At 53.5% G+C, this 12,144-nt stretch carries 13 protein-coding genes; 8 read left to right on the top strand and 5 right to left on the bottom strand.

Going from position 1 to position 12,144, the window contains the following annotated elements; all coding sequences use genetic code 11:
• Window positions 1-33 precede the first annotated feature (33 nt).
• Complete coding sequence (locus XM38_RS14775) at window positions 34-612, bottom strand: L,D-transpeptidase (RefSeq protein ID WP_080810233.1); 579 nt, start codon at window positions 610-612, stop codon at window positions 34-36.
• A gap of 101 nt (window positions 613-713) precedes the next feature.
• Here XM38_RS14775 and lipA point away from each other — a divergent pair, with 101 nt between their 5' ends.
• On the top strand, window positions 714-1,583 hold the full coding sequence (gene lipA, locus XM38_RS14780) for a lipoyl synthase (RefSeq protein WP_088430257.1): 870 nt from the start codon (window positions 714-716) through the stop codon (window positions 1,581-1,583).
• Between the two features lie 42 nt (window positions 1,584-1,625).
• Here lipA and XM38_RS14785 read toward each other — a convergent pair whose 3' ends face one another.
• Window positions 1,626-2,516, bottom strand: a complete 891-nt coding sequence (locus XM38_RS14785) for an ion channel (RefSeq protein WP_080810202.1) — start codon at window positions 2,514-2,516, stop codon at window positions 1,626-1,628.
• Window positions 2,517-2,767: 251 nt separating this feature from the next.
• Between XM38_RS14785 and XM38_RS14790 the strand changes: the two genes are divergently transcribed.
• The 3 genes from XM38_RS14790 to XM38_RS14800 all read left to right on the top strand — a co-directional run bounded on the left by XM38_RS14790 (window position 2,768) and on the right by XM38_RS14800 (window position 5,435).
• Window positions 2,768-3,625, top strand: coding sequence for a branched-chain amino acid ABC transporter permease (locus XM38_RS14790; protein ID WP_080810201.1), 858 nt, complete (start codon window positions 2,768-2,770; stop codon window positions 3,623-3,625).
• Window positions 3,625-4,596, top strand: coding sequence for a branched-chain amino acid ABC transporter permease (locus tag XM38_RS14795; RefSeq protein ID WP_187329419.1), 972 nt, complete (start codon window positions 3,625-3,627; stop codon window positions 4,594-4,596). The genes XM38_RS14790 and XM38_RS14795 overlap by 1 nt, the downstream gene beginning before the upstream one ends.
• Window positions 4,597-4,970: 374 nt before the next feature.
• Window positions 4,971-5,435: a pentapeptide repeat-containing protein gene (locus tag XM38_RS14800; protein ID WP_080810199.1), complete on the top strand. Its 465-nt coding sequence runs from the start codon at window positions 4,971-4,973 to the stop codon at window positions 5,433-5,435.
• A gap of 140 nt (window positions 5,436-5,575) precedes the next feature.
• Here the strand turns inward: XM38_RS14800 and XM38_RS14805 are convergent, their stop codons facing one another.
• Window positions 5,576-6,856 (bottom strand): ABC transporter substrate-binding protein, encoded by a 1,281-nt coding sequence (locus tag XM38_RS14805; RefSeq protein WP_225889321.1) that lies wholly within the window; start codon window positions 6,854-6,856, stop codon window positions 5,576-5,578.
• 693 nt (window positions 6,857-7,549) lie between these two features.
• On the opposite strand from XM38_RS14805, the gene XM38_RS14810 reads away from it, so the two are divergent.
• Window positions 7,550-8,311, top strand: a complete 762-nt coding sequence (locus XM38_RS14810) for an ABC transporter ATP-binding protein (RefSeq protein ID WP_256995641.1) — start codon at window positions 7,550-7,552, stop codon at window positions 8,309-8,311.
• Complete coding sequence (locus tag XM38_RS14815; RefSeq protein ID WP_080810192.1) at window positions 8,308-9,009, top strand: ABC transporter ATP-binding protein; 702 nt, start codon at window positions 8,308-8,310, stop codon at window positions 9,007-9,009. Before XM38_RS14810 ends, XM38_RS14815 begins: the two co-directional genes overlap by 4 nt.
• Window positions 9,010-9,184: 175 nt before the next feature.
• Here the strand turns inward: XM38_RS14815 and XM38_RS14820 are convergent, their stop codons facing one another.
• Window positions 9,185-10,153 carry a reverse transcriptase domain-containing protein gene (locus XM38_RS14820; protein WP_306441586.1) on the bottom strand — a complete coding sequence of 323 codons (969 nt, stop codon included), beginning with the start codon at window positions 10,151-10,153 and terminating at the stop codon, window positions 9,185-9,187.
• 11 nt (window positions 10,154-10,164) lie between these two features.
• Between XM38_RS14820 and XM38_RS26445 the strand changes: the two genes are divergently transcribed.
• Entirely contained in the window at window positions 10,165-10,602 is a 438-nt protein-coding gene (locus XM38_RS26445; protein ID WP_202978832.1) for a helix-turn-helix domain-containing protein, read from the top strand.
• Window positions 10,603-10,616: 14 nt separating this feature from the next.
• The gene (locus XM38_RS26450) at window positions 10,617-11,324 is read left to right on the top strand and encodes an ISL3 family transposase (RefSeq protein WP_202978898.1); all 708 of its coding nucleotides are present in this window, start codon (window positions 10,617-10,619) and stop codon (window positions 11,322-11,324) included.
• Window positions 11,325-11,344: 20 nt separating this feature from the next.
• Here the strand turns inward: XM38_RS26450 and XM38_RS14830 are convergent, their stop codons facing one another.
• Complete coding sequence (locus tag XM38_RS14830; RefSeq protein WP_080810190.1) at window positions 11,345-11,779, bottom strand: reverse transcriptase family protein; 435 nt, start codon at window positions 11,777-11,779, stop codon at window positions 11,345-11,347.
• Window positions 11,780-12,144: the final 365 nt, after the last annotated feature.

The following is a 12,144-nucleotide window of genomic DNA, read 5'->3' on the forward strand; positions in this document are numbered from 1 at the left end:
ACAAAATGGTGGGTCAACTTCTGCCAGGGCGTACTAGGGAGTCACCGTGATTGGGGTTCCTAGGGTAATGCGATCATAGAGGTCAATAATATCGACATTACGTAGCCGGATACAGCCATGGGAGATGGCTCGACCAATACTGTCCTCCTGGTTAGTACCGTGCAGGCCAATTTGATAAGTCCCATCCTGCCAAAAGCCAATCCAACGGGCTCCCAGAGGATTTTCGGGGCCAGGTGCAATGGGCTCGCCTGTGATCGGGTGCTGCCACACGGGATGACGCCGCATGGTTTGGACTGTAAAGGTGCCAACCGGCGTCTGCCAATCCTCTTGGCCAACGGCCACTGGATAACTCACAATAGGCTCACCCTGCTGTTGTAACTCTAAGCGCCGCTGCCCCAGAGACACCACTAGGTGATACTGATGGGCCCGCACCATGGTTGGCACCTGTTCCATCAGAGGAGCCAAAGCCCCCAATGTAAGGGGTTGCAAGAATTCTGGTTGGGGTGATGGGGATCTCGGGACTGGCGAATACCGCTGCCCCATGACCAAGATACCTGCTGCTGCGAAGCACAACAGCATAAAGCAGCGGGTGATGGGTAGGTAGCTTAGCATAGTCAGAGACTCAGCATCTCCCAACTTATTTACCTAGGATAGAGCGAACCAGAGCGTTTGGCTCTTGTTAAGATGAGGCTGAATCGACCTAGGGTAAGCGTGTGGCGGTTAAACCAGATTGGTTACGGGTAAAGGCCCCCCAGTGGCAGCGAATTGGCAATGTTAAAGCCGTGCTACAGGATTTGGGGTTAAATACGGTGTGCGAAGAAGCCTCTTGCCCCAACATTGGGGAATGCTTTCATGCTGGCACCGCCACCTTCTTGATTATGGGGCCTGCCTGCACCCGGGCTTGCCCCTACTGTGACATTGATTTCGAGAAGACACCTAAGGCCTTGGACACCACTGAACCCCTACGCCTGGCCGAGGCAGTGAAGCGCATGGGGCTGAATCATGTGGTGATTACATCTGTGAACCGGGACGATTTACCCGATGGTGGGGCCAGGCAATTTGTCCACTGCATCAATCAAATTCGCCAGGAATCACCAACTACCACTATTGAAGTCTTGATTCCAGATCTGTGTGGCAACTGGGAGGCGCTAGCTGCCATCCTTGCCGCCAAACCCGATGTCTTAAATCACAACACCGAAACGGTGCCTCGACTATATCGTCGAGTGCGTCCCCAGGGAAACTACCGCCGCACTTTAGACTTGCTGGAGCGTACCCGTGGGCTCTCTCCCAAGACTTACAGGAAGTCGGGGCTGATGGTGGGGATGGGAGAAACCGATGATGAGGTGCGGCAGGTCATGGCGGACCTGCGCACCGTAGACTGTGATATCCTTACCATCGGCCAGTACTTGCAGCCAAGCGCCAAGCATCTGGCTGTCCAAACTTTTGTTCCCCCTGAGCAGTTTCATGCCTGGCGCCAGGCGGGGGAAGCCATGGGATTTCTGCAGGTGATCTCGTCTCCGTTAACCCGTAGTTCTTACCATGCCGAGCAAGTGCAGGCGTTAATGCAGCGTTATCCCCGTTAACTCTTCTCGTCTCTAGCAAGGAATATAGATAGGGATCCAGGATTAGCGAATCGGGGAAACCTGATCGAAGCAATTGAAGTTGATGGCCCGCCGCTTATCCCTCGTCCAGCCAAGGATATCGGCAAAGCGATAGTTCCAGAGAATCTCATCGGCGATGAAGGAATGGCGAGCATGGATAGTTTGTGACATGGTTTCATCGATGCCGGTGAGAATGACGATGATTTCGGCGTTGGCGGCTGCCAAAGAATCAGGGGTTTCGCCGTAGAGGGGACTGCTTGGGGTGATCGGATGCATGGCGGTCCAACTCAGGGCAAATAGGGGGGTATGGGAGCGAGTCAGGGCCAGATCGTAAAATCGGCGAAAAAATTCGCCTTCGGTGGTATATTCATCCCGCACTAGGGTCAGCCAGATTTGGGCTTCTAAGATACGGTTGCGCCGCTTGTTGGCGGCTCGGAACATCAGGGTGGGAATGCTGTTGTGAGGAGCGACGACGGCGTAGTGGCTAAATAAGATGCGGGCGGTGGGTGAGGCAAAGCGGGTAAAACTCAGCCCTGTAACCATGGCGATAAACAGTAAGCCGACGAAGGCTTCTATGACGACGAGCCAGTTGGCATAGAGGGTTTGAGGATACATGGCTCCGTAGCCAATGGAGGCCATGGTCTGAACGCTGAAGAAGAAAGTGTCGAAGAAGGAACCGTTAGTAGCGTTGGCGATATGGTTACCACCGATTAGATAGGCGATGGCAAAGGCAGCATTGACGGCCAAATAAATTAGGCCCATCAGGGGGATGAAGCCAATCCAGGGGATCGTGATTAATAGGTGGTAGAGATCTCGCCAAGGGGAATGGGGATCTCCCAGTCGGACGACATCAGGGAATTCTCCATCCCGCACGACTAGGCGCTGGGATGGCCGTAGAGGTTGCTTGAGTACCATGAGCTATTTCTCCTAATGTCTTTGGTTAGGGGTTACAGGGGAGCACGATGGCTATGGGAGTTGACGAACCGTTAGGCAGGGAGTGACCTCTGTAAGGCTGGCACTGGCAATGCACACTTTTTTAAGATGGCTGAAATTACTATTTTTTGCTGCTCACGATGTTGTCGACAGGGGGGAGTAAACCCAGAGGCTTGGGAATTTGCCCTGCCTAAGGTTTAATGCTGTCAGCGTTTGAGGAGTAAGTTCACCCCGTGCTTGATCTGCTACAGCTGGTGATCTATGGCCTAGTGCTGGGAAGCATTTTGTCGCTGGGGGCCATTGGTGTGTCGTTGACGTTTGGCATTCTGCGGTTTGCAAATTTTGCCCACGGCGATTTCATGGCCATGGGAGCCTATTTCGCCTTCACGTTTATAGTGCTCTTGCAGTGGCCATTCTGGCCCAGTTTGGGGCTGGCGTGTGGATTGACGGTATTGGCAGTCTTAGCCGCGGATTGGCTAGTATTTCGTCATCTGCGCCAACGTTCCCCAGTGATTCTGCTGATTTCTTCCTTTGGCATTGCCCTGATTTTTCGCAGCCTGATTCAGTTGGGGTGGGGGGCGGATCAACGGGTGTACCGTCAGGGCATTCAGTCGCCGCTGCAGTGGGCAGGGCTAACCATTAAGCCCGATCAGATTACCATCGTCGTGGGAGCCCTGGGGTTGATGGTGGCACTCCATTTATTTTTGCGCTATACCCGCACGGGTAAAGCGATGCGAGCCATGGCGGATAATGTCGACCTGGCCCGGGTATCAGGCATTAACACTGAGCGGGTGGCCATGTGGACTTGGGTGATTGGGGCGGTGTTGGCCTGTGCTGCTGGGGTATTTCTCGGCTTGGATACCCAGTTGAATCCCACCATGGGCTGGCGGTTGCTGCTGCCGATTTTTGCCTCGGCTATTTTGGGGGGGATTGGCAGCCCCTATGGCGCTATTGTTGGCGGGCTGATTATTGGTTTGGCCTCGGAGTTATCGACGTTAGTGCTGTCCCCAGCTTACAAATCAGCGGTGGCGTTTGCCATTTTGGTGCTGATGCTAATTGTGCGACCGACGGGTTTGTTTGGAGGACGCTGATGGATTTAGGTGGTCTGCTGGCTTTTGGGATCTTTTTTGCGACATTGGCTAGTATCTATGCCATTTTGACCCTGGGGCTGAATATCCAATGGGGCTATGCTGGCATGCTCAATATTGGGGTTGGTGCCTTCTTTGCCGTGGGAGCTTACACCAGTGCGATCGCAACGACGCCCCAGAGCGACAACTACATCGGCGGCTTCGAGCTACCGATGGTGGTGGGCTTACTGCTGGCCATGGCGGTGGCTGGCATCTTGGCCGGGTTGATTGGCATCATCACCCTGGGGCTGCGCTCGGACTACCTTGCGATCGCAACCATCGGCATCGCTGAAATCGTGCGCCTGGTGCTAAAGAATGAAGCCTGGCTCACCAATGGAGTTCGCGGCATTGCCGGAATCGCTAACCCCTTCACAGGACTCTTACCAGGCGCCAATGGCCTCCTTTATCTGGCAGGAGTGCTTGTGATCTTGGGGTTAGTGTTCTGGGCCAGCGATCGGGCTTACCGTTCTCCCTGGGGTCGAGTGTTGCGGGCCCTACGAGAAGACGAACCAGCCAGCCAGGCTGCCGGCAAAAACGTCCTCGTGTTTCGTTTACAGGCCTTCATCCTAGGAGCTATGTTCATGGGCCTGGCAGGCGCTCTCTATGCCCACTTCGTCGCCTTTATCAGCCCAGAGGCCTTTCAACCAGAATTTGCTACCTTCATCGTCTGGGTCATGTTGATTGCCGGCGGCAGTGGTAACACTCGCGGTGCCGTCCTGGGAGCAATTGCCATTTGGGCACTATGGTCAGGAACCGAACTCATTACCAATTTAGTGCCAGTGGCCTGGGTCACTCGAGCCAGTGCCCTACGTCTCTTGTTGATTGGAGGATTACTGCAGGTGATTCTATTGGCCCGGCCAGAAGGTATTTGGCCAGAGCATCCTCCCCAACCCATTGACTCTGAACCCAAGCGTAGATGGCGTTTACGCCGCTGATTAGCCAGCATTATCGTTCCCCGATGCAATGCAGCAGTTCCTTGCTGGGTGAGGTACAACCTACCTTCTGATATCAAAGGTTTCAGGTCATCTACATACCTCACTAGCTGCAAAAGCGCTGTATTTAGATTCGCTAGGGAATTTTCGTTCTGTTAATCAATACGGAGAAAACCGGTATTGATACACATAATTAAGAGTGATTGACGGCAATTCCCAGGTGTGACACATCCCCCCCTAAAGCATTGTCGTCGCGCTAGATGTAGATGGATTTGATGGAGTCTCCTGCATCAGCCTAGGCTAACGTGCCCCCTAAATGACAGAATGCTAGCCCCTGTGTCCCCACCACTCTGACGCCTTAATATTTGGAGATTGTGATGGATGGTCATCAATTACTCACTCAATACGATAAGGGAAATCGTGCATTTCTCTCAGCCAACCTTAGAGACGCCGACTTGAAACAAGCCTATCTAATCGGTATCAACCTAAGTCGCTCAGACTTACGCCGAGCTGATTTGAGGGGGGCGGATCTCAGTCGGGCCAATCTGAGCCACGCCAATTTAGCTGACGCAAATTTACAAGACGCCAATTTATATGGGGCCAACCTAACGGGCAGTAACTTGTCTCGGGCTAACATCCGCCACGCCAACCTGAGTAAGACGAACTTACAAGGGGCCCAACTCACCGATGCCGAATTGAGTGGGGCCAATTTCCATGAGGCCAATTTAGCCGGAGCTCATATGCATGGTGTTGATCTCACCGGCATCGACATGGTTAGTGACAACCCAGACTATCTCCGGGTGTGCCGAGCCCGCCTCACCACCGGTATTCCCCGTTCTTAGTTGTCATGCCAATAGTGACTGTCAGGAGCGTCAGGCTTGAGAATTAACTACTAACCGAAATCAAAAGCTGGGGTCAGCCCCTTAGGATAGCTGCAGAGTATTGGTTCTACAGCTACCCGTTTGTCAGCTCCGAGTGAGATTCAGCTTTTGGGTTCAAACACCTCAACGGTGACAATCTCCCCATCTTGAATAACCCAATGGGCAAAGGTGCCGCCAACATCGCCATTGTCGTCGAACTCAAGGGCTCCTGAGGCTCCTTCATAGTCGATGTCTTCCCCATCGGCCAAGGCGTCAACAGCAACGGCCCAATCCCCAGGCCCCACCTTGGTGCCAGGAGCATTGGCGACCTCCCGCAAGGCATCCCGGATGGCGGCACCATCCGTATTCCCCGCCTTCTGAATGGCTAGGGCCAGTAGCATAGTGGCATCGTAAGCGGTATCGATATAGGGTTTAGGCGGTAGTTCGCCGTAGGCGGCTTCGTAGGCACTGACAAAGGTCTGATAGGCATCACTGTCCGTCAGTGCTTGGGGGGCTGTACCAAAGGCCCCTTCTAGGGTCTCTGCACCAATGGCATCAATGACTTCTGGAGCTTTCATGCCATCGGTGAAGACGAAGCTATCGAAGAAACCTTCTTCCAGAGCCTGCTTTAAGATGGTGATCCCATTTTCGGGATAGCCAATCAATGTCAAGGCCGTCGCATCTCCCTGGGCTAATTGCTGTAGTTCTCCTCGATAGGACGCCTGGGCCTGCTCGTAGGGAACCATGCCAGTGATCGTTCCCCCTTGAGCTTCGAAGGCTGCCTTGAAGCTTTCGGCTAGTCCCTGGCCGTAGTCGTTGTTGATATAAATGACAGCCAGTTGCTCTAGTTCTTGTTCTCGGGCTATCTGAGCCAAGGCTACTCCTTGAAAGGCATCAGAAGGAACCGTACGGAACAAGAAATCGTTGTCATTGAGTCCAGTGATCACTGGGGAGGTGGAGGCGCTGGAGATTTGGGGGATGGTGTTCTTGCTGGTAATGCTTTCAGCCACCGGAATGGTATTACCGCTGGAGAGGGCACCAATTATGGCCACGACACCTTCTAGGGAAATCAATTTCTGGGCGGCATCGATACTAGGCTGGGCCGCTGTTTGAGTATCCCCCACATTGACCGCCAAGGTCTTGCCCAGCACTCCGCCGTCGGCGTTAATGTCGTCGACGGCCATGTTGATACCATTCAGGGAGGTCTCGCCAAAGGCTTGCAGATCTCCCGTCATGGGTAATAGGGCCCCCAAGTCGACAGTTTCTCTAGAGGCAGATTCAGTCGTTGCCTCGGTATCTTCAGTGGTCTGCTGGGTGCCACCACAGGCAGCCACCAGGACTGTCATGGCGACGGTCGCCCCGAATTGACGCCAGCGATAATGCCAAGAATGAGTCGCAACCATAGTGTCGTCCTCCGTAACGGGTCAGCTGCAGGCAGGTGTTCTCCATCTTCTACAGCACATCTTGAGACGCTCATGGGCAAAGTCTCCTGAGGAGCCTGCTGAGCCGGGTCTACCAGGAATCTAGACAATCTTTTATGAGAGTTTACCGTGTCTCGAAAGCTTTATAGCCACCGCCACCATGCTGGGTGCGGTGGCGACTCCCTAGACTGGGCCATCGAGCGATCAGCTCTGTGCTAAGCTGACTGGCCAACGCTATACTGTGATGGATTTCTCTCCAGGATATGGCCCGTTGTAGATGGTTGACCGCCAGGCTAGGATTTCGCGGAGACGTTTGATGTCGGCATTAGCTCATCAATGCCTCACAGCTGAAACTCATCTCATCACGGGCAATCAGGATTGCTTGGAACTCAAGCCATTCAGAAGTGGGGGTATGCAATACCTCTTACGGTCTTTGGCTGAACTGATGGCCTGAAGGCTGGTAGTGCGCCATAGATAAAGAGCACGGCAAACCAGGTTTTGGCTTGCCGGCATTTCTACCGTTAAGATTATTGAAAGCGTGGCTCAACGGCAGCTGAGTTGCCTGGCTCCCTGAATTTGCTCTAGATGGGCTATCGAGCAGAGGGTGGGGCGAGGCAGTGGGGTATTGTTTGATGTTTACTGAGTTCTTGTTGACGATTGCTACACCTTGAAGGAGTGTCGAAGACGTTTGCTGGATTTCGAGCGGTAGACAACTGCTCGTTCCAGATTGAGGCCGGTAAAATCACGGGGTTGATCGGCCCAAATGGGGCTGGCAAGACAACGCTGTTTAATATGGTGGCGGGGGTCTTAAAACCCAGTCAGGGACATATTGTGTTGGATGGTCGGAACGTGACCGGGATGGCTCCCCATCAGCTGTTTCGCTTGGGGTTAGTGAGAACGTTTCAAATTCCCCGGGAATTCGGCCGGATGACGGTCTTAGAGAACTTAATGGTGGTACCCCCCTGCCAGTTGGGTGAAAACCTCTGGATGTCTTGGTTTCGCTGGCAACGGGTGTTAAGACAGGAGCGGCAGATCCGGCATAAGGCCGAAGAAGTGCTGGGTTGGGTCAATCTGCTGCATGTGCGCGATGAATTGGCTCAAAATCTGTCGGGAGGCCAGAAGAAACTGCTGGAGTTGGGACGGACGTTGATGATCGAGCCCAAGGTAATCTTGCTGGATGAGCCTGGGGCTGGCGTCAATCGCACGCTACTGCGACAGCTGACTGACATTATCGTGCGGTTGAATCAGGAGTGGGGCTGTACGATTTGCCTGATCGATCACGACTTGGAGTTAGTGGATCACCTCTGCCATCATGTGGTCGTGATGGCCCAGGGAACGGTAATGGCGGCGGGAACGATGGCGGAGATGCGGCAAAATCCTCAAGTCCAAGACGCCTATTTGGGAAATGTGCATCCGGCGAGGACGCTGTCGTCATGAGTCTGGTTTTGAACAACGTGCACAGTGGCTATGGTGGGGTCGATATCCTCAAGGGAGTGAACTTGAGGGTGGCGCCGGGAGAAATAGTGGTCATCATTGGCCCTAACGGGGCTGGCAAGTCGACAGTGTTGAAGTCATTGTTCGGCTTGGCGACTGTGCGGCAGGGCAAAATTTTCTTCCAGGGCCAAGAGATTACCCGACTGCGATGCGATCGCATGGTGCGACGCGGCATCTGTTATGTTCCCCAAACCAACAACGTGTTTGCCTCCCTCTCCGTACAAGAAAACCTAGAGATGGGTGCCTTCGTCCGTGACGATGACTATCGTCCCCAATTAGAGCAGGTTTACGAGCTATTTCCCCCCCTGCGAAAAAAGCATCAGCAACCAGCCGGAACCCTATCTGGGGGCCAACGGCAAATGGTAGCCATGGGGCGTGCCCTCATGGTGCAGCCCCAGCTACTGCTACTCGATGAGCCCACCGCCGGACTGTCTCCCCTATTTGTCCAGCAAATCTTCGACATCATCGGCACCATCAACCAACTGGGCGTCAGTCTGCTGATAGTCGAGCAAAATGCCAAGCAAGCGCTACAGATGGCAGATCGCGGCTACGTCCTCACCATGGGCCAAAACCGCTACGAAGATACCGGCCAAAACCTGCTGAATAACCCTCAAATTGCCGATATGTTTCTGGGCGGATAACGGTGAAAGCCAGCGGCTAGGGTAAAGGAATGGTTCAGTAACATTAGCAAGATCTATCTGTTGTCTGCGAGTTTCCTCATTTGCAGTGCCTCACTAACCCTGCATTGTTAGTTCACCATCCCCTTCCCATCTCACCGGACATTCGGTTTTCCCGAGTCCGGCGATCCGACAGTCTTCATCGCAGAGCATTCACAGTCCGATTTTCGTACTTGATGAGTCCACTAGCAATGTAGATCATTCCCATTGCATAGAGTTTCCAGTCTGGATAGCGGTCCCATCCAAAGCCTCGACGTTTGCTTCGGTAACTCAAGTATCGACGAAACCGGGTATTGATAAAGTGTTGCAATCGACGAAACGCCTGACTTGCACTGGTGTGTCGGTAATAATTGACCCATCCTCGTACCATCAGGCTAATCCGCTGCAACCACTCGTTTGGCGAAATCGGTGCTCGTCGGCTGGTAATCTGCCGAATTTTCTGCCGAATTCGCTGTTGAGCCGTTTGGCTGGGCTGAATATAGATCGTTGGCTTGCCGCTGCGCCCACTGCGTCGCTTCACAAAATGGAACCCGATGAAATCAAACCCATCGGCTAATCTTGTAATCCGGGTTTTCTCCCGGTTCAAGCTCAGTTCCATCCGTTGGGCAATCGCCTCGAACGCTTGTAACGCTTGTTGTGCGTTCCCTCGGCAAACCAGAATCACATCATCGGCATACCGGTGCATCGTCGCGCCTAACTGCTGAGGATACCCTCGCGATTGCCAGACCCGATCCAGCAAATTCAGGTAGATGTTGCTGTAGAGGGGGGCAATTGGCGAACCTTGTGGCACACCTACCCTCGTTGGCTCAATCTTACCTGCATATGCCACACCCACTTTCAGGCTTTGCTTGATCAGCTTCAGCATACTCCCATCCACCACTCGCTCCTGGATTAACACCAGCAGCTTGTCGTGTGGAATGCTTGTAAAGTACCTTTTCAAGTCGATTTCCACCACGCCCCATGCTCCCCGATACAGGTCGTCTCGGATGGCAAGCGATGCCATCTTCGCATCCCGTTTCGGGCGATACCCATAGGAACACTCCTGAAAATCTGCCTCAAAGATTGGCTGGCTCTGCAGGAATGAGTATGCTGGTGTAGTAGATGCTATACCGTATCGCTATGGTACCTCTCTTGAGTGAACTCTTGGGGTTGTCTGGCATTGATGTGGAGTCATACCAGGAGAGCGAGGATGGCTTGATTCTGGAGGTAGAAGCGCACAGGGACACAGCAATCTGTCCTCGCTGCGGGACTTTGAGCCACCACCTCCATCAGAATCATGGCTACCTGGTGCGTGACCTACCCATCAGCCATTACCGGAAGACCTGGTTACGGGTGAATCGCCGCCAGTTTAAGTGTTCGACCTGCGGTAAACCCTTCAGCGAGGAGCTGGAGTTTGTCGGCGCGCGTCGGGTGTACACGGACCGGTATGCCGAGGTGGTGGTGAGTGAGGTGATTCATAGTAATACGGCTAATGTGGCGCGACAGCACGGGTTGAGCGAAGATATCGTCTGGTCCATGGTGGAGTATGTCAGCGAAAAAAAGTCTGTATTGACTTGAGTGGATTGCGGCGGTTGGGCATCGACGAAATCGCGCTACGTAAAGGTCACAAGGACTTTGCTGTGGTCTTGAGTGACCTCGATACTCACAGGCTGATTGGGATGGCTCCAGCGCGGACTCATGCGGCGATTGAAGCCGTGCTCAACACCTGGGGTGCCGAAGTGCTCTCAAACATTGAAGAAGTCAGCATGGATCTCTCCGGCAATTACCGGGGCTTAGTGCATCGCCTGATGCCTCAAGCCGAGATTGTGGCCGACCGTTTCCATGTCATGAGTCTGGTCAATCAGGAATTGAATCAAGCCCGTAACGCCCTCCGGCGGACACCCGAGGCTTTAGCCGAGGGCGTCACTCCTGAGGCGGCTAAAGCAGCGCTCAAATCCAGTAAGTATGCCCTCCTCAAGCCAGAAGCCCATCTCACCAAGACCCAGCAGGACAAGCTCGTTGAGGTCAAAGCTGTTTCGCCGAAACTCGCCTTGATGCATCAGACCAAAGAAGCCTTTAGGACTCGATTTGAGGCTCAGTCTTGGGCTCAAGCCCTGCCGGGTTTCCTGGGCTGGATGGGAACCGCGCAATCCCTCTACCCCGAGGCTGTGGCAACGATGAAGCGATGGTTTGGCGAAATCCTCCAGTACTTTGAACACCGCACCACAAGCGGTGTCGTCGAAGGCATCAATACTCGCCTAAAGTTGATCAAGCGCTCTGGACGGGTTCACCAACTTTGAGCGATTTCGGCTCCGCTGCCTCATCTGCTGGCATTTTTCTCCTGCTGCTGCATAATTATCCCAGGAGAGCCGATTGGCTCTAATACCAACTTCATTGCTGTCTGCACAATCCGGTCTTTTACCGTCGCAATCCCTAAGGGACGCGTGCCTCCTTGCGGCTTCGGGATGTCCACCCGTCGTACCGCATCAAAGTGATAGGTTTGTTTCCGTAATTGCGCTTGCAATTGTTGGATCAATGTCACCGCCTGTCCATTCTCTTCAATCTCGCGAATCGAAACGCCATCGATCCCAGGTGCGCCCTGATTTAGCCTGACTTGTCGCCACGCTTCCCACAGCACATCTTCTCGACAGAGCTTGTCATATAGACTGTAGAATTTTGTTTGCGGCTCCTGCTTAGCTTTGCGATATAAGCTCCTCTGGAGTTGTCGAACTTTTTCTGTTTCGTTGGTAGCCATTGGCAATCAAAACATCCTCAACTCGTTTGGATACTGTTAACTGAAGTCAGGTTCCTTCCCTCCGATGGGGTTATGTTGTCCCACATCCTCAAGCAGTACTACGAACCTGGCGGACTTCTCCATCTACCAGCTCTGATTTCGGAGTTCCCTTATACAGACCTGTTGTTCGTCGCGACCGAACATAGATAGAGATCTCCCGACCTGGAACGACCAACTTTTCCAACGTGCCACCTCCACTACCCCGATGGGGGAAGGTTGGTCAAATGTTCGTTGAATCCCTTCCTTCTTGCAGCATTCCCGGTCTGCCGACCCGGTCTGCTCCCACAACTTTAGGTTTGACGAGGCTGATTTGAGTTCACTTTCGT

The organism is Halomicronema hongdechloris C2206, from assembly GCF_002075285.3.
GTDB classification, from domain to species: Bacteria; Cyanobacteriota; Cyanobacteriia; order Phormidesmidales; family Phormidesmidaceae; genus Halomicronema_B; species Halomicronema_B hongdechloris.